The sequence below is a fragment of the Bacillus sp. CBEL-1 genome (assembly GCF_004348885.1).
GTDB lineage: Bacteria > Bacillota > Bacilli > Bacillales > Bacillaceae_H > Priestia > Priestia aryabhattai_A.
Window position 1 is genome coordinate 219,497 of the sequence record NZ_SBIM01000011.1, and the last position, 22,432, is coordinate 241,928.

Below are 22,432 nucleotides of genomic sequence, written 5' to 3' on the forward strand. Positions count from 1 at the left end.
CCCTATCTACGATCTATGTGCAAGAAGTTCGCGATGTACCGATTCTAATTTCCCGGAAATACTTCCGTCATAAATACGGTTGCCGATGCGAAGCTTCACGCCGCCGATTAGGCTCTTATCGATTACATTTGTAATATATAATGAATGCTTTCCTACCTTTGGTGCAAATGTTTCAGAAATAGCACGCTCTTCATCTGAAGATAATGCTTTTACAGAGTAAACGGTAGCTTCAGCCACACCTCGTGCTTCATTTGCAAGAGCACGATACTCACGAGTGATCTCCCCTACTACTTGAATACGATGACGATCTAATAATAAAAGGAGCGTATTTTGAACCGTTTCTGTCAACGTTGAAAACGTTTGGCGAACTAAGTCTTTTTTTCGGTTGTTTGAAATCTTTGGATGCGTTAACACTTCAATTAAATCATCGTTTTGAGCGAAAACTGCTTCCACTACGTCTAATTCTTCTTGTAAAGCATCGATAGATTGCTTTTCAGAAGCTAATTGAAAAAGAGCTAATGCATAACGCTTCGCGACTGCCGGCTGACTCATCGTACATCCCCTACTTCTTGAATGTACTCATTGATCAACTTCTCTTGATCTTGCTCTGACAATTCTTTTTCAATCACTTTCGACGCGATTAATACAGATAATGATGCAACTTGCTCACGAAGTGCAGTAACTGCTTGATCTTTTTCTTGCTGAATTTCTTGTTTTGCTAATGCTTTTAAGCGCTCAGACTCTTCACGCGCAGCAGCAACAATTTCTTCTTTTTTCTCTTCAGCGGATTTTCTTGCGTTTTCCATTAAAACTTGAACCTCTTCACGAGACTGTTTTAACAGCTCGCGTTGCTCTTCAACAAGCTTTTGTGCTTGTTGATTCTGCTGTTCAGCTGAATCAATTTCACTTGCAATATGCTCTTCACGCTGTTTCATGATACCCATTACTGGACCAAACGCGAACTTTCGTAACAATGCTAGCAAGATAAGGAACATTACTAATTGGAATAAAATATCTCCACCGTTAAAGCCTGATGCTCCTAATACAAACGTATTTGACACGGCTGCTTCACTCCCTTCAAAGACTTAACATCTATGATTTTGCTCATTAAAGACATAAAGCAATGGCGAAGGTTCTTTTCGAATGATCTTCGCCACTTTTAAACGTTTTAAGTTACTAATTATTGACCTTGAACCATGAACGCGATTACTACAGCGATGATAGGAATCGCCTCTACTAATGCAACCCCGATGAACATTGTTGTTGTTAATGTACCACGTGCTTCTGGTTGGCGAGCGATACCTTCTACTGTTTTTGATACGATAAGACCGTTACCGATACCAGCACCTAGTGCCGCTAAACCAATTGCAATTGCAGCTGCTAATAAACCCATTTTATAAAGTCCTCCCTTAGTGAAATAGAATTTTTTCAACATGTTTTAAACTCGCTCAAAACGGGTAAAGCTTGAGCGAAGGTTTTATAAATTAATGGTCTTGACTCACTTTGTGTGCCAGGTAAACCATTGTTAACATTGTAAAGATAAATGCTTGAATTGCACCTACGAAAATACTGAAGCCTTGCCATGCCAATGTTGGCACAACCGCCCCAAATAATCCAAGAGCAGTACCACTTGTAGCAAGCCCTGCTAATAAAGTTAACAGAATTTCTCCTGCATAGATATTCCCGAAAAGACGTAGACCAAGCGTTAGCGTATTTGCAAACTCTTCAATAATCTTTAATGGGAATAGAAAAGGCATTGGTTTGAAGTAATCTCGACCATATTCTGCGAACCCCTTCATCTTAATACCATAATAATGTGATAAGACAACGACCATTGCTGCTAGAGTCAATGTAATCGTCGGATCAGCAGTCGGTGATTTCCACCATAATTCGTGATCGACAACAACGGCAAATGGCAATCCTAACATATTGGCAACGAAGATATACATTAAGAGCGTTACACCTAGTGTTAAGAAGCGTCCACCTGTCTTCCAATCCATTGTGCTGTTAATGAGGCCTTTTACAAAGTCTAATACCCACTCCAGGAAGTTTTGCATACCTGTAGGCTTCATTGCTAAAGTACGAGTACATAAAACTGCAATTAAAAACACAATGACTGACGCCACGGTAATCATCAACATGTTACTGAGATTAAACGTAAGACCAAAGAAATCTTGAGTTGGTGATTCATGACCCAACTATATTCACCTCTCTTCCCATCTCCTGCGTATATTTTGAACAACTAAATCTATGATAATGACAAGATAGGATGTCATTAATCCCATAACTACACCAATAATATGAAAAGTATTTGGATAAGAGATTGTAATTACAACTGCTAGCGCAGCGGTTGCAAACCTTGCAAATGTTCCTACTGAACGAGGTCGTTTTCCTTCATCCAGCGCTTGTCCAAACTGTTTAGCCCTTCTTACTAAAACCCAAAGGTTATACAAACTGAGTGCTGTACCTAAAATCAGGCCTAAAAACACGGTTTGATAAGGAGTAAATCCCCATCCGAGAACGTATATTGCTAATAAATAAAATATGTAGGATCGAAGTCTTGGAAATAAATGTTGCAATTCTTGCATGGATTATTAATCTCCTGAAAAAAATTGTCGGACTGTGCGCAGCATGGCATAGACGCCAACTGCAAGCCCTAAAAGAAGGCCTAAAACTAAAAAAAGTGGCTCAGTCCCAACTTTTCCATCAATCCATTTGCCACCAAATAGACCGATTAATACGGAACCTGCTAACTGAGAAAGAATGGTGGACATTAATGCAATCGCTTGTAATGACTGCCGTTTTTGCTTAGTCATTTAGAAAACCCCTTTTTGGTAAATTCTTTTTTTTCAAAAAAATCTACATACTCTAAAGCTATGCAAACTTATGTATAAATTACCAAAAAAGTTAAAAACAGTTAGTCGAAAACACAAGCGAACCTTGATTTTCAAGTGTTGAAAACCTTATCATTTATATCCATTGTTAGCATACAATAGCACATATTTAATGTCAATGTGTTTAAGCTAAAAACTTCACAATCTAAAAAGGGATGTTCACATTTTTGCCACACATATTTCATAATTAAATAAGAACAATGTAAAAGGGCATCAAACCTTGGTTTGATGCCCTTTTACTCAATCATCAGCCTCGCATTTACTACCTCTGTTTTACCATCTTTTTTAGCATATGCGAATACTTTATAATCACCTTTAGGTAGCTCTTCCTGCAGTTGAATTTTCCGCTTTAACATTCCTCTTTCTAATTTCTTATCTACATCTAAATAAGAGACGAATCGAAGGGTATCCGTGTCATAAACAGCAATTCCAAATTCATCCGCTCCTTCAGGTAAAAATGCTTCATATATATAAGTATTAGCATCACTTCCTTGCATAGCCTGCAGTCCCATAACTCGAGGGTAATTTGGCTTTTCGACCATATACAAATACGGTATTGATATTGTTTCACGTGAATCACGAATTTCCAACCGTCCATCATATATGCCTTTTTTCTTTTGATGGCTGTTTACCTGAAGATCAAATGAAATAGTCTTCGCTTCTTTAGGATTTAATGTGAAAGAAAGCGGTACTCTCCAAGTTTCACCAGACTTTTTTGTTGGAGGCGTAACATGATAAACGTTTTTATAATTTGATTCATTAAAGATGCTCATTTTAATTCTTTTACTACTTTGTCCTTCAAAAATTCCAAAAGGTAACGTGCTAGGTGATAACAGCGTTGTTGCTTTTACTGCACGTTCCACTTGAATCCTTCCTGCGCCTTGCTCATATACGTGATATAATTCACCCTTCAAATTCCTAATTGGCTTTGCCGTACTCATCAGTGCAGCTTTTACTTGTTCAGGAGACCAATCAGGGTGAGCCTGTAAAAGTAAAGCACAGGCTCCCGCTACGTGAGGTGCTGCCATGCTCGTTCCATTTAAAGGCTCATACCCGTTCGGTACCGTACTCATGATTTGATAGCCTGGCGCTACTACATCAGGCTTAATGTCCCATGTGCTCGTAACCGGGCCCCTTGAACTAAAAGGGGTAATAATATCCTCTATAGTCTTGGAGAAAGTAGATGCATACACGTTTCCTTTTTGAATTTCTTTCTTTATGACTTCCCCCACATCACTCGAAACGATAACTACTGGAATTGAAAACAATTCGCTTACAGTCTCATCTACCACTCCGTTGATAGCATGGTATACAATTACCGCTTTAGCTCCAGCTTTTTTAGCTTTGTTTATTTTATTCGATAGAGGAATTTCCCCGGTATGCATAAGGACGACCTTATTTCCAACATCAATCATTTCCCTTCCGCTTCCCGCGTCCTTTAATACAATTTTCTGATCCATATCCCATTTCTCAGCATTGGGTAATGGAGATAGAGAAATATCATGTGGGAAACTTTCCATTTTTATAAATGGAATGCTTGTTGGAGAAACGGATGCACCAACTGAAATTGCTTCTCGAGCTGTTCCAGGAGATCCGACAGTCCACAATCCTGGCCCTGAATTACCGCTGGACGTTACCGTTACGATTCCTTTTTCAACGGCCTTATTCAGAGCTAAACTAGTCGGTAAATCTGGCCCATTAATATCGTTTCCTAGGGATAAGTTAATAACATCGACTCCATCTTGAATGGCTTTTTCAACAGCTAGAATAACGTTTTCAGAAGAACCAGAACCGCCTGGACCTAATGCTCGATAAGCATAAATTTCAGCTTCAGGTGCCACTCCACGCATCTTCCCGTTTGCTCCGATAATACCAGCCACATGCGTACCATGAAGCGTAGGCTCTCCTTGCTTACTTACTGTTTCCATTGGAGAGTAATCTTGGTCGACAACGTCATATCCACCTCGATAATTTGACTTTAAATCAGGATGATTAAAGTCAATTCCTGTATCAATCACTCCAACTTTTATCCCTCTACCTGTTAAACGTTGGTTTTTTTTATCAAACATGCCCCTTACCTTTTCACTGCCAATATAAGATGCGCTTCCTTCATTTTTTGCATGATACGAAACAGAAGCATGTGAACTATCAATATAAGATTCTTCTCGCAGTCTTTGTAAGTCGTATAAAGTCCCCGATACGGATAGACCTGTAAATACTTCTCGAAATTCGTGGTTAATGCTTACGTTGGGATATTTTTTCTTTATTTCTTGTTTTGCAACTGCCACATTCTGCTCGTTCAGTATGAGAATGTATGTTTTTTGCACCTGTTTTTCAAATGATTGAATATCTGGAAACTCTACGCCTTCACTGTACGTGATTGTACTGTTTACTCCAAATATTAATAATAATAAAATGGTTATTTTCCACATAAAAACACCTCTCAACATAGCGTGTCACAAATAGACTGCATTCATGTGAGAGGTGTTAGGTTTATTTTTATAACGGCTTAAATTCTTCAGGTCTTTCTTCACGATGTTTAAAATAGTAGCTAATCGCATCGCAAATACGTTCAGAAGCATGACCATCTCCATAAGGATTAGATGCTTTCGACATTGTTTCATAAACGGATGTGTCGATTAATAACTCTTTCGCTAAGGTGTAAATCGTTTCTTCTTCTGTACCAGCTAACTTTAACGTTCCTGCTTCAATACCCTCTGGACGCTCCGTTGTATCACGTAATACTAACACAGGTACACCAAGAGAAGGTGCTTCTTCCTGAACGCCACCGGAATCCGTTAGAATAAGATGTGCTCGATTCGCAAAGTTATGGAAGTCAATTACATCCAATGGCTCAATAAGATGAATACGATCATCATCGCCTAATATTTCATTGGCTGTTTCACGTACAACAGGATTTAAGTGCACAGGATAAACAACTTGTACGTCATCATGTTCAGTTACAATGCGCTTTACGGCTCTAAACATATTTTTCATTGGCTCACCTAAATTTTCACGACGATGAGCGGTTAATAAGATAAGACGATCAGTACCAAGGTTACGTAAGACTTCATGCTCATACGAATCTTTTACAGTTGTTTTCAGCGCATCAATAGCTGTGTTTCCTGTCACAAAAATATTTTCTTCATTCTTGTTTTCTGTTCTCAAATTAACAGAAGACTTCGTTGTTGGAGCAAAGTGTAAATCTGCTAGTACACCCGTCAACTGTCGATTCATCTCTTCAGGATAAGGTGAATATTTATTCCATGTACGAAGACCTGCTTCTACATGCCCTACAGGAATTTGGTTATAAAACGCTGCTAGTCCCGCAATAAATGTTGTTGTTGTATCTCCATGAACCAACACAATATCTGGCTTTACTTTTTGCATTACATCGTTTAAACCTTCTAATCCCCTAGTTGTTACATCCATTAATGTTTGACGGTCTTTCATAATGTTTAAGTCATAATCTGGTTCAATATTAAAGATGGATAGCACTTGATCAAGCATTTGACGATGCTGAGCAGTAACAGTCACAATTGCTTCAAATTCCTCGGGACGTTTCTTTAGCTCAAGAACAAGTGGTGCCATTTTAATAGCTTCCGGTCTAGTACCAAATATCGTCATTACTTTAATTGGTTGCTTCATTATTTATCACCCGTATCTGAGAAATTATTTTGTGCCGAATAAACGGTCTCCCGCATCTCCTAAACCTGGAACAATGTAACCATGGTCATTTAATTTTTCGTCTAAAGCTGCGATATAAATATCAACATCTGGGTGCGCTTCTTTTACAATTTCTACTCCCTCTGGAGCAGCAATTAAGCACATAAATTTAATGTTTTTTGCACCGCGCTTTTTCAACGAATTGATTGCTTCAACTGCTGAACCACCTGTTGCAAGCATTGGGTCTACAACAATAAAATCACGCTCTTCTACATCATTTGGTAATTTTACATAGTATTCAACTGGTTGCAGTGTTTCTGGATCACGGTATAGGCCAACATGCCCTACTTTTGCTGCAGGCATTAGTTTTAAGAAACCGTCAACCATTCCGATACCTGCACGTAAAATCGGTACAATTCCTAACTTTTTACCAGCAATTACTTTAGAAGTTGTTCTACATACTGGTGTATCAATTTCTACATCTTGTAAAGGTAGATCACGAGTTGCTTCGAACGCCATTAAGCTCGCTACTTCATCTACTAGCTCACGAAATTCTTTTGTTCCCGTCTTTACATCACGTATGTATGTTAATTTGTGTTGAATAAGAGGATGATCGAATACGTATACTTTGCCCATTAAAATCTCTCCTTTGAATTTAAAAATGTCCACATTTAAATACCATTCAAGCCCTTGAATGGTACCTACTTTAAAAAAACGATAACGTTAACATAACTTAAGCATTGCATCTATTTTACAGAAAATTATTTTTGAGTTCAAGCTTAATCCAAAAATAGATATTTTTCTATAACAATTTTGTAACCATATTATTCAACTTTAAACGTTGATACAAAAAGAAAAGTTGGGTAACTTCCCAACTTTTCTTTTTGTATTTTACTATTTACCTTATATAGATTATAGAGATGCATACATTTCAAATTTACTTGTTAATGCTTCTACACGAGCTGTTGCTTCTGCTAACTTTTCTTCATTATCAATGTTTTTTAATGTTAAGCCAATGATAGCAGCGATTTCATCCATTTCTTCAGCACCGAATCCGCGAGTCGTCACAGCAGCTGTTCCAATACGAATTCCACTTGTTACAAATGGACTTTGTTGGTCGTAAGGAATTGTGTTTTTATTCGTTGTAATTCCAACTTCATCTAACGCTTTTTCAGCCACTTTACCTGTTAGTCCCATTGAGCTTACATCGATTAAAACAAGATGATTATCTGTACCACCAGAAACTAATGTAAAACCTTCTTTTGTTAGGCCTTCAGCTAAGCGATTTGCATTATCAATGATGTTTTGTGCATATTGCTTAAATTCTTCTTGTAACGCTTCACCAAATGCTACGGCTTTAGCAGCAATAACGTGCATTAATGGCCCACCTTGAATTCCAGGGAAGATTGATTTATCAATTGCTTTTGCAAATTCTTCTTTACATAAAATCATTCCACCACGCGGTCCGCGTAATGTTTTATGCGTAGTTGTTGTAACGAAATGAGCATGTGGAACTGGATTCGGATGAAGGCCTGCTGCTACAAGTCCAGCGATATGAGCCATATCTACCATTAAATATGCTCCCACTTCATCTGCAATTTCACGGAATTTTTTAAAGTCAATTTCACGAGGATACGCACTAGCACCAGCAACAATCAACTTCGGCTTATGAGTACGTGCTTTTTCCAATACATCTTCATAGTTAATACGATGTGTTTCTGCGTCTACACCATATTCAATGAAATTGTACTGCACGCCGCTAAAGTTTACTGGACTACCATGCGTTAAATGTCCACCGTGAGATAAGTTCATACCAAGAACTGTATCTCCTGTCTCTAAAATTGTAAAGTACACAGCCATGTTTGCTTGAGCACCTGAGTGAGGTTGAACATTCACATGTTCTGCACCAAAGATTTCTTTTGCACGGTCACGAGCTAAATCTTCTACTACGTCTACGTGTTCACAGCCACCATAATAACGCTTAGCTGGATAACCTTCTGCATATTTATTTGTAAGTACAGAACCTTGAGCTTCCATTACTGCCGTTGTTACGAAGTTCTCTGATGCAATTAACTCAATTTTTGTACGTTGACGACCTAATTCATCTTGAATTGCATTATAGACTGCTGGATCTTGCTGCACTAACTTTTTCTCCATCGAAATCCTCTCCTCGTTTCGTTTCGTATGAACAATGTTCGTTTTTTATTAATTCATCTACATTGTAACATGGTTTATTTAGAATAAAAAACAAAAAATGTGCATTATATTAATATATTTATTTACAATCGTTCGTAAATGGCTCTTGGTCCACCAATTAATTTTGGTCGAGTATAAGCAATAGTCATGTGCGCTTGACCAATTTGCTTCAAAGAACACCTAACAGGAACAGCCACATGCTTTAAGTGCATACCAATGAATGTATCTCCAATATCAATGCCTGCATCAGCTTTAATGAATTCAACAATAACAGGATCCTTGAAATGATGATATGCATAAGTGGCCATCGCTCCACCTGCTTTTCGAACAGGTACAACGGTTACCAGGTCTAAACTTTGCTTCAACGCTACTTCTCTTTCTACCACTAGCGCTCGATTTAAATGTTCACAGCATTGAAACGCTAAATAGATGCCTTTGTTCTCTGCAAATTCTTCAAGCTTACCATAGATTACCTCTGCTGCTTCTTCGGTTCCCGATGTTCCGATTCGCTCTCCAACTACTTCACTTGTACTGCAACCAACTACAAATAAACTATTTTGCGGAAGTTTTACCTGATTTGAAAAGTCTGCTAGCACCACTTCTAGTTCTTGGCCCCAATCTTGAGCATTAGACATTCTAAAGCGCCTCCTTTACATCATTTACTCTTCATATGCTTTAATTTTGTTTACACGATTTTCGTGACGTCCACCTTCAAAACTCGTCGTCAACCATATTTTAGCAATATCTCTAGCTAAACCTGGGCCAATCACCCGTTCACCCATAGCTAGTACATTTGTATCATTATGTTCTCTAGTCGCTTTAGCACTAAACGTATCGTGGACAAGTGCACAACGAACACCTTTTACTTTATTAGCAGCAATGCTCATTCCAATTCCTGTTCCACAAATTAGAATTCCTTTGTCAACTTCTCCGCCTGCTACTTTTTCAGCAACTGGAATTGCATAGTCTGGATAGTCTACTGAATCGCTGCATTCACAACCGAAATCAATATACTCAATGTTTAGTTCCTCCATTAATTGCATAATTTCTTTCCTAATATTTATACCGCCATGATCTGATGCAATTGCTACTTTCATAATGAATCCTCCCTATAGACTGTTAAAGGTATTTTTTAAAACTACCATTTTTAATTTTCTAATTTTTTAACTGCTCGATTAATAAGCTGCTGTATTTCCTCAAATGTCATTTGATAAACAGATAAATTGCCTCCGTAAGGATCGGCAACGTCTCCATTTTCACCTACAAATTCTTTTAGCGTAAACAGTTTATCTAGCGTATCAGGAGCTTGACTTGCTAGCATCTGCTTATGACTACTCGTCATGGTAAAGATATGAGTTGCCCAATCTAACATCTCTCTTGTGATACTAGATGATGTATGTGATGCATCAATACCTTGCTGTGCTAAAACAGCTGCTGCATGCGTGGAAATCGGTTGGCCGTCCATTGCAAATAAACCCGCTGATTTCACTTCCATCTCATGCTTTTTTTGGTTCCTTAACCAAGCTGCTGCCATAGGGCTTCGACATGTGTTTCCTGTACAAACAAATAAGACTTTTTTCAATCTAAAATCTCTCCTTATTTTACTACTAATAAACCCTTTCTACATTGCCTTTATTTTATCCTTAATATATAGAAGAGTTCAACACCCATGACCTATGATACTTTTCATTAAATGTAAGCACAAAAAAGCAAGCTCTATGTGAATTGAGCTTGCTTCTATAGGATACTGAATTAGTAAACTATTTATAATTGAAAAAGAAGCTTGATTCCAAATGCAAGGAGGATGCTTCCACCTAACGCTTCACTGTATGAACCTAGCCAGCCTTGAACACGCCTTCCAAGCAAAAGGCCTAACCATGTTAAAAGCATACTTACTACGCCAAAAATCATAATTGTTAAAAATGTTCGTGCTCCAAAGATTCCAAGGCTTAAGCCCACGGAAAAGCTATCTAAGCTAACACTTAATGCAAAGATAATTAATCCCCATCCTACTGGTTTAATAAACGGTTCCTCGTCACGCTTGAAGGATGAGTAAATCATTTGGATTCCTAATATGAGTAATAACACGCCTCCACCATATGTAGCCAACATTCCCAGCTTATCAGACAACAACTTTCCAATAAACATACCCAAAAGGGGCATCCATATATGGAAAAGACCTATTATTACTCCAATGTAGAAAATTTGGCGAAAGCGTAAACGGACTAGACCCATACCGAGTCCGACCGAAAAGGCGTCCATTCCTAACGCAAATGCCATAATAACTAATGTAATCAGTTCACTAATCAATCCTGAAATATCCATCTTCAACCTCCTCGGACGTGCCTATTTCACCTTATGCACGCACGAAATGGTTTAGAAGATGAATCTAAAATTATTGAACAATAAACTGATGACCAGCCGCTTTTACTAACCGATTCATTAAAGCTTGACCTACTCCATGTTCAGGGAAGCTCTCACTTAAAATAATATCTACGTCATAGTCATTAAAGGAACGTAAAACATGATAGAGTTCACTTGCGACCGTCTCTAACTTACTTCGATAGCCGCAAGTTAAAATCTGATTTGCATGATAAAAGTCTTGATGTTCATGCGTTGTTAAAACTCCAACTTTCTTTCCTTGTTTTTGAAAATATTCAACTTGCTTCTGCAAAAATTCCTTTGAACCCTTTACAATGATGAGCGGCGCGTTAGGAGCATAGTGGGTATACTTCATTCCAGGGGATTTCGGCGCTTCCTTCTCATCTTTAAGAGCTTGGTCTACCCTTACTTCTCCAATTAAAGCTTCTAATTGTTCTTTTGTAACGCCACCAGGTCGTAAAATCACTGGAATATCTTCTGTACAGTCTAAAACAGTAGATTCTAGACCCACTCCTGTCACTCCCCCATCGACAATTCCACTAATTCTACCTTCTAAATCGCTCACAACATGCTGAGCGCTTGTTGGACTGGGCTTTCCCGATAGATTTGCGCTTGGTGCAGCTACTGGTACATTTGCCTTTTTTAATAAAGCTAGAGCTACGGGATGCGAAGGCATTCGAACAGCAACACTATCTAATCCAGCGGTTACGTTTTCCGCTACAAATCCTTTTTTAGGAAAGATAAGCGTAATTGGTCCTGGCCAAAAAGCATTCATTATTTTTCGAGCCGTTTCTGAAACCTCGCTTACAATCCTATCTAACTGTTTCATGTCGCCAATGTGTACAATAAGTGGGTTATCACTTGGACGCCCTTTTGCCTTAAAAATTTTATCCACAGCCTCTTCAGAGGTTGCATCCGCTCCTAATCCATAGACTGTTTCTGTAGGAAACGCAACCACTTCTTGATTTCTTAATAAAGAAGCTGCTTTTTCTATCTGTGGATAACTATCATGTTCTTTCATTTCTTTATCCACAGACCAGATTTTTGTATTCATTTCATTCACTCCTATTAGCACAACTATATATAGGCAAAACCATCTATATTACCTACTATTTATACAAGATTTTAACTTATTTTATCAATAGACGATTGCAACAAACAAGCTTTATCCACAAAATGTGGATAAAGCTTGTTTGTTTGTTAATAACTTTGTGGATGACATTTATTCACATGTGTAAAAGTTAATCTTGATAAGCCATCACATATACTTGCTCTAAACTTGGAAGATTTCGTAGATAAGAGTGATGTTTCAAGCCACCCGGCAATTCTTCGTAGTGGATTTGCTTAAAATTCATCATAGAAAAAAACTGTACAGATGAAGCCTTATTGGTCACTAAATATAATTGATGCACATCATTTTTTTTTGCTAGTTGTACAATACTTTTAAATAATAATAAAATGTCCGATCTCATGAGGGAAGGCGAAACAACAAGAGAACGTAATAACCCATGCTCTCCATCTTTTTCAAATCCAACAGTTGCTAACAGCTCGTCATTCTCATCTTCCATAATAACAAAATGATGAATACTTTCTGCTACACCTTCTGAACTAATACCTGCTTTTGTTAAGAAAGATTGAATTCGCCCACAATCTTTCACTTCTGCTAACTTTAATTGTTCCTTCATTTCTCATCACCTCATTTTAGTTTCTAGTAACAAAACTATGAAATATGAGAAACAAATAGAACTATATACTTTTACTTTCTATCATTTGAATAAAGATGAAGCTAGTTCTACAATAAAGAATTTCACTTCTACTTCTTCTTCTTTTTTCTGTACTTTTTTACTAGACTTCTTCTGCTGCTTTTCTTTTTTCGCTTCTTTTACAGCTACTTCTTGTGCTAAATTTGAAGTCGATGCAACAAGGTTTGAATGATCAATATGATTAGCATCTACTTTCGCTACTTCTTCAGCGACCGATTCAACCACTTCTTTCTTTTCTACAGGTTGTTCTTCCTCTGGCATTGGTGATTGAATAGCTTCACCATTTGAGAAATCCAAAAAGCACATGGGTGGAAATAGTACGCACCACCAGTTTGCTCCTTCACCTTCACCTAAAGTGATTAGTACTGCCTCATATTCACCAGCAGGATAAAGAAACTGGCCATATAGCTTTGTTGGAAAGCTCACCTTTCCAAAATCAACGTGTATAGACTCATTCATACCTTGTTCTTTCATAACTTCCTTAGCAATTGCTTCTAATGCTGGCAAGTTGCTTTTAATAACATCTCTGGCATCATCCACTGACGTAAGCTCTTGTACCCACGTAGTGATTTGTGCATTTACTTCATCTCTAATCAATCGCTTTACATGCTGATCTTTCTCACTATCGCTGTTTGCTAGAATACGCAAACGAATCGCTTCATCTGGAATTACCATGGGCTCATTAGCTTCGACCTTTTGGTTTGTATATAGAATTTGGATATTTGCTCCAATAATAAGTAAAAGAAAATAAATGATTGCTTGTTTTTTCATTATGTCCACCATCCCTTCACAAGACAGTATGGACAATCATTTTCTATCCTAAACTAGCAACTTATTAAAATCTATTATTTTTATAAAGAAGCAAATACCATTCGATCTTTTCCATTGATATCAAAAACAACTTCAACTTTCGCACTGTGAAACTGCTTTTTTAACATATCTGCTACGACATTAGCTTGTCCAGCCCCTACTTCAAATGCAATAATTCCTTGTTTGTTAATAACAAGCGGGAGCTCTTCCATAAAGCGTCGATAGAAATTCAAACCATCTTGACCACCAAAAAGAGCTCGATTAGGCTCATAGTCCTTTACAACGGTTGATAACTCATCACTATCAGGAATATAAGGAGGATTAGATACCACAACATCAAACCGTTGAGCTGTCTCAATAAAAGGCTTTAATAAATCACCATGTACAAATTGAACCTTGGCACCCAAGCATTTAGCATTTTTTTTTGCTACCGCTAAAGATTCTTCTGCAATATCAGTGCACGTCATTTCTATTGCTGGAACTTCTAAAGCAAGTGTAACACCAATTGCACCACTACCTGTTCCAATATCAACAGCTTGAATTGGATTATGCCCAAACTTTTGTTTCATACGTTCAATTAAACCTAATACAAGCTCTTCCGTTTCGGGACGCGGTATTAGCACTTCCTCATTTACTTGAAACGTCCTTCCATAGAACTCTTCCGAACCAATGAGATATTGTACCGGGATACCATCTACATGTTTGTTAACATCATATTGGAATTTTTTTATTGTTACTGCTGGAACTTCTTCTTGTAATGAAGCAAGTAGGTAAGTTCGAGTCATGCCAAGGTGATGACGCAACAGCATTTCCCCCGCATTTTCATCTCGTTTCGCTTCTTTTAAACAAGAAGAAGCCCATTTTAGGGCTTCAAAAACTTTCATTGTTAGTTCGAATCTTCCATTCTTCTCGCTTGATCTTCCATGATTAATGCATCAATGACTTCATCTAGCTTACCTTCTAGAATTTGATCAAGCTTTTGAATTGTTAAACCAATTCGGTGATCCGTTACACGGTTTTGAGGGAAGTTATACGTACGAATACGCTCTGAACGATCCCCAGAACCTACTGCTTGCTTACGATTTGCATCGTATTCAGCTTGGGCTTCCTGCTGAAATTTATCATAAACACGCGCACGTAATACTTTCATTGCTTTTTCTTTATTCTTAATTTGGGACTTTTCATCTTGACACGACACAACTGTTCCTGTTGGTAAATGAGTTAAACGAACAGCGGACATAGTTGTATTTACACTTTGTCCACCTGGTCCACTAGATGCGAACGTATCAACACGAATATCTTTTTCATGAATCTCTACTTCTACCTCTTCTGCTTCCGGTAAACATGCAACGGTTGCTGTTGAAGTATGAATACGTCCACCAGATTCCGTTTCAGGTACACGTTGAACGCGATGTGCGCCGTTTTCAAACTTCATTTTTGAATATGCACCTTTACCGTTAATCATGAAAATAATTTCTTTATATCCACCAACACCTGTTGTGTTAGCTTCCATTACGTCAATTTTCCAGCCTTGAGTCTCGGCAAAACGGGAGTACATGCGGTACAGGTTACCAGCAAATAAAGCTGCTTCATCGCCTCCTGCAGCACCACGAATCTCCATAATAACGTTTTTGTCATCATTTGGATCTTTCGGGATTAACAGAATGCGAAGTTTATCTTCTAATTCTTCTGCCTGTGGCTCTAGCTCTTGAATTTCTTCTTTAACCATTTCACGCATATCCGCATCAAGTTTTTCTTCAAGCATCGCTTTTGCATCTTGTAGCTGCTCTTTTACTTCTTTATACTCTCGGTAACACGTAACAGTCTCTTGTATATCTGATTGTTCTTTTGAATACTCTCTTAATTTAGATGGGTCATTTACGATTTCAGGGTCGCTAAGAAGCTCATTCAACTTCTCATAGCGTGCCTCCACGGCTTCTAAACGATCAAACACGTCATTCACCTCATTTTTTATCCATAACGTTCTAATTATAGTATAGCTCATGGATTCAGTCAAAACAAAGTGAGTCTTAACATGGATTATGGCTTGACGTTTACATGAAATTGAAGTCTAGGCAAACCCTCATAGAAAGCCTCATTGAGATTTTTTATAATCTTTTTCTTCTCGTGAACGTTATATTCTTTTCCAACATAGACCGTCACCCAAGCATCTTTTCCACTGATAACAATATTTCCAGGCTTATAGGGAGTTTTAACGTTAATAATTTCCTCAATCTTAGCTGCATCATCTTTTACTGCAGTTTGTTTATTCGTTGTATTTAAAAAATTAGGGTTTTGATCCGTAAATTCTTCATAATTTTCAAGCTCAGCCCGCTCTTTTTTTGATTGAGCTTCTTGAGAATTGTTTCCTTGATTACATGCGGTTACAAGAAAAGCTGTAAACAGTATTATGATTAAGTGTTTCATACTATCACCCTCCTATCTTGTTAGCTTTCCGCATTCCTCTCTTTTCATCCAATTCCATAAAAAAAGCAAGGCCGTTTGGCCTTGCTTTTTTACTTTGTTAACTCTTGAAAGTTACTTGCTGTTTTTGAACTTTTCACCACATGACAATGACGGCAGCGAGGTTCGTAAGATTCTGATGCACCCACTAATATAATGGGATCATCATAAGAAGCTGGCTCTCCATTAATTAAGCGTTGAGTACGACTTGCTGGAGATCCACATGATGCACAAACAGCTTGCAATTTTGTAACTGATTCAGCTATTGCCATCAGCTGAGGTACATGTCCAAAAGGCTCACCACGAAAGTCTTGATCAAGTCCTGCTACAATGACACGAAACCCTTTATCTGCAAGAGCTTGTACAACTTCAACAATTTGATTATCAAAGAATTGAATCTCATCGATTGCCACTACGTCTGTTTCTGCGCTAACCTTATCTAAAATATCGGTAGAGATGGATATTGGATGCGCAATAACTGATGTTCCATTATGTGACACAACTGCTTCTTCACTGTATCGATCATCAATTGCAGGTTTAAATACCTGCACATTTTGTTTAGCAAACTGCGTGCGACGAACACGACGAATTAACTCTTCTGATTTCCCTGAGAACATACTTCCACAAATTACTTCAATCCAACCGCTTTGTTTCATTACGTACACCATGCGGGACTCTCCCTTCCTATCACTCCATTATGAGCGAACCGCTACTAACTTTATCTAGTCTACCTTTAATTATGTAGAACATGTATATAGAAAAGATTTCTCCACCTACAATGGAAATCTTTAACTTTTTTCCTATTTTAAGAAGTAAAAAAACAGGCAAGAGATAAGCCACTTGCCTGTTTGCTTCGACAATCTTGATTATTTAAGACCGTATTTTTTGTTGAAACGATCAACACGGCCACCAGCTTCAGCGAATTTTTGACGGCCCGTATAGAATGGGTGACATTGTGAACAAGTCTCAACGCGCATCTCTTCTTTTACAGAACCAGTTTCAAACTCATTACCACAGCTGCATTTCACCATGATTTTGTTGTACTTTGGATGAATTCCTGTTTTCATTCTTTTCATCTCCTTCCGCCCTGAATCATTCTGAAACAGAGTTTATTGATAAGAAAAATGATGAGCATAATTGCAACATCGTGTATCTTATCAACACACATGATGAAATTATAACAAGGGTTGTTTCGTTTTGCAACCACCTATTCAAAACATCTTTTTTCCATCAACTAACACTTCATTTAAAACTTATATAAAATTAATTTGGTCTGTTTTCTTTTATCTTTTATTAGCTAATAAAGCTTTCTTCTCTTCAGTCAATAAAGCAAAAAATTCTTCATTTGACTTGGTTTGACGAAGACGCTTTAAGAACTTTTCAGCAAAATCAGGTGCATCAGCCATCGACTTACGAATAGCCCATAGATGATCAAGCTGCTCTTTTGGAATAAGAAGCTCTTCTTTACGTGTACCTGAACGACGAATATCAATTGCTGGGAAAATACGTTTTTCAGCAAGTGAGCGATCAAGGTGAAGCTCCATATTTCCAGTTCCTTTAAACTCTTCGTAAATTACGTCGTCCATACGAGAGCCTGTATCAATTAAAGCTGTTGCAAGAATGGTCAAGCTTCCACCATCTTCAATGTTTCTAGCCGCACCAAAGAATCGTTTTGGACGATGGAAAGCTGCTGGGTCAATACCACCTGACAACGTTCGTCCACTTGGCGGAATAACGAGGTTATAAGCACGAGCTAGACGAGTAATACTATCCATTAGGATGACAACGTCTTTTTTATGCTCTACTAGTCTCATTGCACGTTCCAGTACAAGCTCTGCGACTTTAATATGATTTTCTGGCACCTCATCAAACGTTGAGCTGACAACATCTCCATCAACAGATCGTTCAATATCGGTTACTTCTTCAGGGCGCTCGTCAATTAAGAGAACAATAAGCTCTGCTTCTGGGTGATTTGTTGTAATGCTGTTGGCAATTTCTTTTAAAAGCATTGTTTTACCAGCCTTAGGTGGCGCAACAATTAATCCCCTTTGGCCAAAACCAATTGGTGAAATGAGATCAATAATTCGGGTTGAGAAACTTCTAGGTTGTGTTTCTAGACGCATTTGCTCATTTGGATAAATAGGTGTTAGGGCCGGGAAATGCACGCGCTCTTTTGATGTCTCTGGATCTTCGCCATTAACTGCTTCTACGTGTAACAAGCCATAGTAACGCTCGTTTTCTTTAGGGGGACGAACCTTACCAGATACTTTATCTCCGTTTCTTAAATCAAAACGTCGAATCTGAGAGGCAGAAATATAGATATCCTCAGAACTTGGAGAATAGTTGATTGGTCTTAAAAAACCAAACCCTTCCGATTGAATAATTTCAAGGACACCTTCCATGAAAAGCAGACCGTCTTGTTCTGCCTGTGCTTTTAAAATTGCAAAAACAAGCTCTTTTTTCGTTAGCTTGCTATAATAAGAAACTTTATATGCTTTCGCATGTTCATATAGCTCTTTTAATTTCATATTTTCTAAACTGGATAATGTTAAGTTCATTAGGACACCACGCTTTTAATGAATAATTTTTGAGTTTCCTTCCATATTAAGTTACTATCTAGCAGAAAATGATACGGTCGGAACAGTGTGTTAAAGATGGAGAAGGTAATCTAGAAGTATACATAAGTAGAATCAATTATAATTATACACTTATTAGAAGAAAAAACAGGTTACTTTCATAACGAAGTGGCCAAAACCACGAATTGTTTGATGTAGCAACTTATATTCTAACCTTTTTCTATCTTTTTAATCAATCTTTTTTTGACGCATAACGGTCAAATCCAAAAAACACGTTATAGTTTACTAGCTTCGACTGAAAACCTTTTCAATTCATATTAAATAAGAAATGATAGGTACAAATGCATTGCACACACCAATTTATTATTTATAACGAATAATCAGTGAGGGATTCCCCTCACTGATTTTCAACTTACTCTATTATAGACCAAATTTGCATAATGTCTAGTAGCTGACCTGATGAGAAAAACTATGATTAAGAATTTTGAAATTGCTCAATTTCTTCCTCAGTCATTTCTTCTCGCCAAATCATTGCACCTAGAGTTGATAACTTGTCCACTAAGTGACTATATCCACGATCAATATGCTCTAATCCAGTAACTTCAGTAATTCCTTTAGCCATTAAACCAGCTGTCACTAAAGCGGCTCCTGCGCGTAAGTCTGAAGCTTTAACACGTGCACCTTGCAACTGTACAGGGCCATTAATAATTGCAGAGCGACCTTCTACTTTTACGGAAGCATTCATGCGTCTTAGTTCATCAATGTGTTTAAAACGAGCACCATAAATTGTATCTGTTACTACGCTTGTACCAGATGCTTTTGTCAATAAAGTAGTAAACGGTTGTTGCAAATCTGTTGGGAATCCTGGATACACTAATGTTTTAATGTCTACAGGCTTTAATAATTCTCTTGTAGCCACCAAAATTTGGTCCGAACTTGTTTCAATATGAATGCCCATTTCTCTCATTTTAGCAGTCAAAGATTCCAAGTGCTGCGGAATTACATTATCCACAATCACTTCTTTTCCCATGCTAGCACCCATTACCATATAAGTACCGGCCTCAATACGATCTGGAATAATTGAATGACGGCAGCCGTGTAAAGTATCTACACCATCGATCCTAATAACGTCTGTTCCAGCACCTTTAATTTTTGCTCCCATACTTGTTAATAGTGTTGCAACATCAATAATCTCAGGTTCTTTAGCTGCATTTTCAATAACAGTACGTCCCTTTGCTCTGACAGCAGCTAGCATGATATTTATAGTTGCACCGACACTTACTACGTCTAAATAAATTCGAGCTCCTTTTAGTTCTTCAGCACGTAAATAAATAGCTCCTTGTTCATTTGTAACAGTCGCACCTAGCGCCTCAAAACCTTTGATATGCTGGTCGATTGGGCGAGGTCCTAAATAACAACCGCCAGGAAGACCAACAACCGCTTTTTTAAAGCGTCCTAACATTGCTCCCATTAAATAATAAGAAGCGCGCAGTTTTTTTACCTTTCCACTCGGTAAAGGCATTGCCGTCATATGAGTCGGGTTTACCGTTAATTCTTCATTATCACTTGTGACACTGCCACCAATTTCTTCAATTAAATCACTCAGCAATTCAACATCTGATATACGAGGTAACCCCTCTATTGTAACAGGTGACTCCGCTAAAATTGTAGCTGGAATCAGTGCCACAGCGCTATTTTTAGCACCGCTTACACGAACTGTTCCACTTAGAGTAAAGCCACCTTGTATTTTCAGCTTTTCCATTTATAGCTCCCTTCCAGCGAAAGAAAGTTTTCCACTCTGTAGTTAAGGAAAAAATTGGAACTACCACTATGTAGACTACTTGTATTTTTCCTCTTATCTACTAGTGTACACGAAAATCCAAAAATCATGTATAATTTCGACAATTTTAAAGAAAATATGGCATTTACTCAGTTTATTCGTAAATGCCATATCATCTTATCTACATTATTTTTGTCGTTTTTCCCAATCTGATAGAAACTGTTCGATTCCTGCTTCTGTTAAAGGGTGCTTAAAAAGTTGCATAATAACCTTGTAAGGAATTGTTGCAATATGAGCTCCTTGCTTAGCAGCTTCCGTTACATGCATTGGGTGACGAATGGAAGCAGCAATGATTTCAGTTGGAATATCGTGAGTAGCAAAAATCTCTGCAATATCTGAAATTAAGTTCATACCATTAAATCCGATATCATCAAGGCGTCCTAAAAATGGCGAAACATATGTAGCTCCAGCTCTTGCAGCTAACAATGCTTGGTTAGCAGAAAAAATAAGCGTTACGTTGGTTTTAATTCCAAGACTATTGAATTCGTTTACTGCTTTTAGGCCATCTGGAGTCATTGGCACTTTAATCGTAATATTTGGCGCAATGGCTGCCAACTCTTTACCTTCTCGTATCATTCCTTCTGCATCTAAAGAAATGACCTCGGCACTTACTGACCCTTCAACCAGCTCCGTAATCTCTCGAAGACGATCTTCAAATGTAATATTCTCTTTTGCTACCAAACTTGGATTCGTTGTAACACCAGCAATCACACCTAATGAATGCGCTTCCTTTATTTCTGATAAGTTAGCTGTATCAATAAAAAATTTCACCTGTCCCCATCCCCTTTTTCTTAATTATATGAAAATTATAATTAAAACAAAGCCGCCTTACAACTATTGAGCAAGGCGGCTTTGCACCATCTCATCATTAATCACTTAATGCGGAATGGTAATTATGCTTTGTTTGAAGAACCAAACTCACGCATTTTCCCTTGAACTGTCGCTTGAATTGCATCGCGAGCTGGTCCTAAGTATTTACGTGGGTCATATTGCTCAGGTTGTGCAGCTAGTACTTCGCGTACAGCTTTAGCTGAAGCAATTTGGTTTTCTGTATTTACGTTAATTTTAGCAGTTCCTAAAGAAACAGCTTTTTGAATATCTTTTGTTGGGATACCAGTACCACCGTGTAATACTAATGGTAAACCAGTAATTTGACCGATTTCTTCCATTTCAGCAAAACCTAAGTTTGGCTCACCTTTGTAAGGACCGTGAACTGAACCTAATGCTGGAGCAAGACAGTCGATACCTGTACGTTTAACAAGCTCTTCACACTCTTTTGCATCAGCGTAGATAACGCCATCAGCGATTACGTCATCTTCTTGTCCACCAACAGTTCCTAACTCAGCTTCTACAGATACACCGTGGAAGTGTGCTAATTCAACTACTCGAGCAGTAGTTGCAATGTTTTCTTCGAATGGGTGGTGAGAAGCATCAATCATTACAGAAGTGAATCCTGCATGAATTGCTTTTGCACATGATTCAAAGCTTGAACCATGGTCTAAGTGAATTGCAACTGGCACTGTTACATTGTAGTCTTCGATTAAACCTTTAACCATTGATACTACAGTTTTGAAACCGCCCATGTAACGTGCTGCACCTTCAGATACACCTAGGATAACTGGAGAGTTTTCTTCTTGAGCTGCTTTTAAGATAGCTTGAGTGAACTCTAAGTTGTTTAGGTTAAATTGGCCTACTGCGTAGCCTTCCTCTTTTGCTTTAATAAGCATGTCTTTCATTGATACTAAAGGCATGTTGAAATCCTCCTTAATAATCTATGTGAGTTAGATACTAACCAAAAGCCTACCTAAAGTAGTATGCTCTTGAATCTGACATTCCATGTAG

General features: G+C 38.0%; 26 protein-coding genes. All 26 read right to left on the minus strand.

The annotated features are described in order from the left end of the window. Nucleotides 1–6: 6 nt before the first annotated feature. The 26 genes from EPL02_RS09275 to EPL02_RS09400 all read right to left on the minus strand — a co-directional run bounded on the left by EPL02_RS09275 (nt 7) and on the right by EPL02_RS09400 (nt 22,341). Complete coding sequence (locus EPL02_RS09275) at nt 7–552, minus strand: F0F1 ATP synthase subunit delta (RefSeq protein WP_094911037.1); 546 nt, start codon at nt 550–552, stop codon at nt 7–9. Then, on the minus strand, nt 549–1,061 hold the full coding sequence (gene atpF, locus EPL02_RS09280) for a F0F1 ATP synthase subunit B (protein ID WP_025908758.1): 513 nt from the start codon (nt 1,059–1,061) through the stop codon (nt 549–551). The genes EPL02_RS09275 and atpF overlap by 4 nt, the downstream gene beginning before the upstream one ends. 119 nt (nt 1,062–1,180) lie before the next feature. After that, nucleotides 1,181–1,393, minus strand: coding sequence for a F0F1 ATP synthase subunit C (gene atpE, locus EPL02_RS09285; protein WP_025908757.1), 213 nt, complete (start codon nt 1,391–1,393; stop codon nt 1,181–1,183). Nucleotides 1,394–1,484: 91 nt separating this feature from the next. Beyond that, on the minus strand, nt 1,485–2,198 hold the full coding sequence (gene atpB / locus EPL02_RS09290) for a F0F1 ATP synthase subunit A (protein WP_025908756.1): 714 nt from the start codon (nt 2,196–2,198) through the stop codon (nt 1,485–1,487). A gap of 6 nt (nt 2,199–2,204) precedes the next feature. After that, on the minus strand, nt 2,205–2,588 hold the full coding sequence (locus EPL02_RS09295) for an ATP synthase subunit I (RefSeq protein ID WP_094911036.1): 384 nt from the start codon (nt 2,586–2,588) through the stop codon (nt 2,205–2,207). A gap of 6 nt (nt 2,589–2,594) precedes the next feature. After that, nucleotides 2,595–2,816 (minus strand): AtpZ/AtpI family protein, encoded by a 222-nt coding sequence (locus EPL02_RS09300; RefSeq protein WP_131887535.1) that lies wholly within the window; start codon nt 2,814–2,816, stop codon nt 2,595–2,597. Nucleotides 2,817–3,130: 314 nt separating this feature from the next. After that, nucleotides 3,131–5,326 carry a S8 family serine peptidase gene (locus EPL02_RS09305; protein WP_165932538.1) on the minus strand — a complete coding sequence of 732 codons (2,196 nt, stop codon included), beginning with the start codon at nt 5,324–5,326 and terminating at the stop codon, nt 3,131–3,133. A gap of 67 nt (nt 5,327–5,393) precedes the next feature. Then, nucleotides 5,394–6,542 carry a non-hydrolyzing UDP-N-acetylglucosamine 2-epimerase gene (gene wecB / locus EPL02_RS09310; protein WP_094911034.1) on the minus strand — a complete coding sequence of 383 codons (1,149 nt, stop codon included), beginning with the start codon at nt 6,540–6,542 and terminating at the stop codon, nt 5,394–5,396. Between the two features lie 24 nt (nt 6,543–6,566). After that, on the minus strand, nt 6,567–7,196 hold the full coding sequence (gene upp, locus EPL02_RS09315) for a uracil phosphoribosyltransferase (protein WP_094911033.1): 630 nt from the start codon (nt 7,194–7,196) through the stop codon (nt 6,567–6,569). A gap of 276 nt (nt 7,197–7,472) precedes the next feature. Continuing rightward, a complete protein-coding gene (locus EPL02_RS09320; protein WP_094911032.1) occupies nt 7,473–8,717 on the minus strand; it encodes a serine hydroxymethyltransferase in 1,245 nt (414 codons plus the stop codon). A gap of 122 nt (nt 8,718–8,839) precedes the next feature. Then, a complete protein-coding gene (locus EPL02_RS09325; protein WP_094911031.1) occupies nt 8,840–9,391 on the minus strand; it encodes a TIGR01440 family protein in 552 nt (183 codons plus the stop codon). Between the two features lie 24 nt (nt 9,392–9,415). Continuing rightward, nucleotides 9,416–9,853 (minus strand): ribose 5-phosphate isomerase B, encoded by a 438-nt coding sequence (rpiB, locus tag EPL02_RS09330; protein ID WP_094911030.1) that lies wholly within the window; start codon nt 9,851–9,853, stop codon nt 9,416–9,418. 50 nt (nt 9,854–9,903) lie between these two features. Next, nucleotides 9,904–10,338, minus strand: a complete 435-nt coding sequence (locus tag EPL02_RS09335) for a low molecular weight protein arginine phosphatase (protein ID WP_094911029.1) — start codon at nt 10,336–10,338, stop codon at nt 9,904–9,906. Nucleotides 10,339–10,520: 182 nt separating this feature from the next. Further along, nucleotides 10,521–11,081 carry a manganese efflux pump MntP gene (locus EPL02_RS09340; protein WP_076512295.1) on the minus strand — a complete coding sequence of 187 codons (561 nt, stop codon included), beginning with the start codon at nt 11,079–11,081 and terminating at the stop codon, nt 10,521–10,523. A 70-nt stretch (nt 11,082–11,151) separates the two neighbouring features. Then, nucleotides 11,152–12,192: an L-threonylcarbamoyladenylate synthase gene (locus EPL02_RS09345; RefSeq protein ID WP_094911028.1), complete on the minus strand. Its 1,041-nt coding sequence runs from the start codon at nt 12,190–12,192 to the stop codon at nt 11,152–11,154. Between the two features lie 187 nt (nt 12,193–12,379). Beyond that, on the minus strand, nt 12,380–12,823 hold the full coding sequence (locus EPL02_RS09350; protein ID WP_131887536.1) for a GNAT family N-acetyltransferase: 444 nt from the start codon (nt 12,821–12,823) through the stop codon (nt 12,380–12,382). A gap of 81 nt (nt 12,824–12,904) precedes the next feature. Then, nucleotides 12,905–13,672, minus strand: coding sequence for a stage II sporulation protein R (gene spoIIR / locus EPL02_RS09355; RefSeq protein ID WP_094911026.1), 768 nt, complete (start codon nt 13,670–13,672; stop codon nt 12,905–12,907). 80 nt (nt 13,673–13,752) lie between these two features. Beyond that, the gene (gene prmC / locus EPL02_RS09360; RefSeq protein WP_094911025.1) at nt 13,753–14,595 is read right to left on the minus strand and encodes a peptide chain release factor N(5)-glutamine methyltransferase; all 843 of its coding nucleotides are present in this window, start codon (nt 14,593–14,595) and stop codon (nt 13,753–13,755) included. Between the two features lie 2 nt (nt 14,596–14,597). Continuing rightward, nucleotides 14,598–15,665 (minus strand): peptide chain release factor 1, encoded by a 1,068-nt coding sequence (gene prfA, locus EPL02_RS09365; RefSeq protein WP_094911024.1) that lies wholly within the window; start codon nt 15,663–15,665, stop codon nt 14,598–14,600. Nucleotides 15,666–15,751: 86 nt separating this feature from the next. Then, the gene (locus EPL02_RS09370) at nt 15,752–16,138 is read right to left on the minus strand and encodes a hypothetical protein (protein ID WP_094911023.1); all 387 of its coding nucleotides are present in this window, start codon (nt 16,136–16,138) and stop codon (nt 15,752–15,754) included. Between the two features lie 89 nt (nt 16,139–16,227). Next, nucleotides 16,228–16,839 carry a thymidine kinase gene (locus EPL02_RS09375; RefSeq protein WP_179289231.1) on the minus strand — a complete coding sequence of 204 codons (612 nt, stop codon included), beginning with the start codon at nt 16,837–16,839 and terminating at the stop codon, nt 16,228–16,230. Between the two features lie 201 nt (nt 16,840–17,040). Beyond that, nucleotides 17,041–17,241, minus strand: a complete 201-nt coding sequence (gene rpmE, locus EPL02_RS09380; RefSeq protein ID WP_025908738.1) for a 50S ribosomal protein L31 — start codon at nt 17,239–17,241, stop codon at nt 17,041–17,043. Between the two features lie 216 nt (nt 17,242–17,457). Beyond that, a complete protein-coding gene (rho, locus tag EPL02_RS09385; protein WP_025908737.1) occupies nt 17,458–18,732 on the minus strand; it encodes a transcription termination factor Rho in 1,275 nt (424 codons plus the stop codon). Nucleotides 18,733–19,225: 493 nt separating this feature from the next. Next, nucleotides 19,226–20,512 (minus strand): UDP-N-acetylglucosamine 1-carboxyvinyltransferase, encoded by a 1,287-nt coding sequence (locus EPL02_RS09390; RefSeq protein ID WP_094911021.1) that lies wholly within the window; start codon nt 20,510–20,512, stop codon nt 19,226–19,228. A 204-nt stretch (nt 20,513–20,716) separates the two neighbouring features. Continuing rightward, nucleotides 20,717–21,361 (minus strand): fructose-6-phosphate aldolase, encoded by a 645-nt coding sequence (gene fsa / locus EPL02_RS09395; protein ID WP_131887537.1) that lies wholly within the window; start codon nt 21,359–21,361, stop codon nt 20,717–20,719. A gap of 122 nt (nt 21,362–21,483) precedes the next feature. Beyond that, entirely contained in the window at nt 21,484–22,341 is an 858-nt protein-coding gene (locus EPL02_RS09400; RefSeq protein WP_131887538.1) for a class II fructose-bisphosphate aldolase, read from the minus strand. Nucleotides 22,342–22,432: the final 91 nt, after the last annotated feature.

What these genes read in the sequence shown, in the direction of transcription:
- EPL02_RS09275 (WP_094911037.1), bottom strand. Translation starts at nt 552, where the DNA reads ATGAGTCAGCCGGCAGTCGCGAAGCGTTATGCATTAGCTCTTTTTCAA.
- atpE (WP_025908757.1), bottom strand. Translation starts at nt 1,393, where the DNA reads ATGGGTTTATTAGCAGCTGCAATTGCAATTGGTTTAGCGGCACTAGGT.
- EPL02_RS09295 (WP_094911036.1), bottom strand. Translation starts at nt 2,588, where the DNA reads ATGCAAGAATTGCAACATTTATTTCCAAGACTTCGATCCTACATATTT.
- EPL02_RS09300 (WP_131887535.1), bottom strand. Translation starts at nt 2,816, where the DNA reads ATGACTAAGCAAAAACGGCAGTCATTACAAGCGATTGCATTAATGTCC.
- EPL02_RS09305 (WP_165932538.1), bottom strand. Translation starts at nt 5,326, where the DNA reads ATGTGGAAAATAACCATTTTATTATTATTAATATTTGGAGTAAACAGT.
- wecB (WP_094911034.1), bottom strand. Translation starts at nt 6,542, where the DNA reads ATGAAGCAACCAATTAAAGTAATGACGATATTTGGTACTAGACCGGAA.
- upp (WP_094911033.1), bottom strand. Translation starts at nt 7,196, where the DNA reads ATGGGCAAAGTATACGTATTCGATCATCCTCTTATTCAACACAAATTA.
- EPL02_RS09320 (WP_094911032.1), bottom strand. Translation starts at nt 8,717, where the DNA reads ATGGAGAAAAAGTTAGTGCAGCAAGATCCAGCAGTCTATAATGCAATT.
- EPL02_RS09325 (WP_094911031.1), bottom strand. Translation starts at nt 9,391, where the DNA reads ATGTCTAATGCTCAAGATTGGGGCCAAGAACTAGAAGTGGTGCTAGCA.
- rpiB (WP_094911030.1), bottom strand. Translation starts at nt 9,853, where the DNA reads ATGAAAGTAGCAATTGCATCAGATCATGGCGGTATAAATATTAGGAAA.
- EPL02_RS09340 (WP_076512295.1), bottom strand. Translation starts at nt 11,081, where the DNA reads ATGGATATTTCAGGATTGATTAGTGAACTGATTACATTAGTTATTATG.
- EPL02_RS09345 (WP_094911028.1), bottom strand. Translation starts at nt 12,192, where the DNA reads ATGAATACAAAAATCTGGTCTGTGGATAAAGAAATGAAAGAACATGAT.
- EPL02_RS09350 (WP_131887536.1), bottom strand. Translation starts at nt 12,823, where the DNA reads ATGAAGGAACAATTAAAGTTAGCAGAAGTGAAAGATTGTGGGCGAATT.
- spoIIR (WP_094911026.1), bottom strand. Translation starts at nt 13,672, where the DNA reads ATGAAAAAACAAGCAATCATTTATTTTCTTTTACTTATTATTGGAGCA.
- prmC (WP_094911025.1), bottom strand. Translation starts at nt 14,595, where the DNA reads ATGAAAGTTTTTGAAGCCCTAAAATGGGCTTCTTCTTGTTTAAAAGAA.
- EPL02_RS09370 (WP_094911023.1), bottom strand. Translation starts at nt 16,138, where the DNA reads ATGAAACACTTAATCATAATACTGTTTACAGCTTTTCTTGTAACCGCA.
- rpmE (WP_025908738.1), bottom strand. Translation starts at nt 17,241, where the DNA reads ATGAAAACAGGAATTCATCCAAAGTACAACAAAATCATGGTGAAATGC.
- rho (WP_025908737.1), bottom strand. Translation starts at nt 18,732, where the DNA reads ATGAACTTAACATTATCCAGTTTAGAAAATATGAAATTAAAAGAGCTA.
- EPL02_RS09390 (WP_094911021.1), bottom strand. Translation starts at nt 20,512, where the DNA reads ATGGAAAAGCTGAAAATACAAGGTGGCTTTACTCTAAGTGGAACAGTT.
- EPL02_RS09400 (WP_131887538.1), bottom strand. Translation starts at nt 22,341, where the DNA reads ATGCCTTTAGTATCAATGAAAGACATGCTTATTAAAGCAAAAGAGGAA.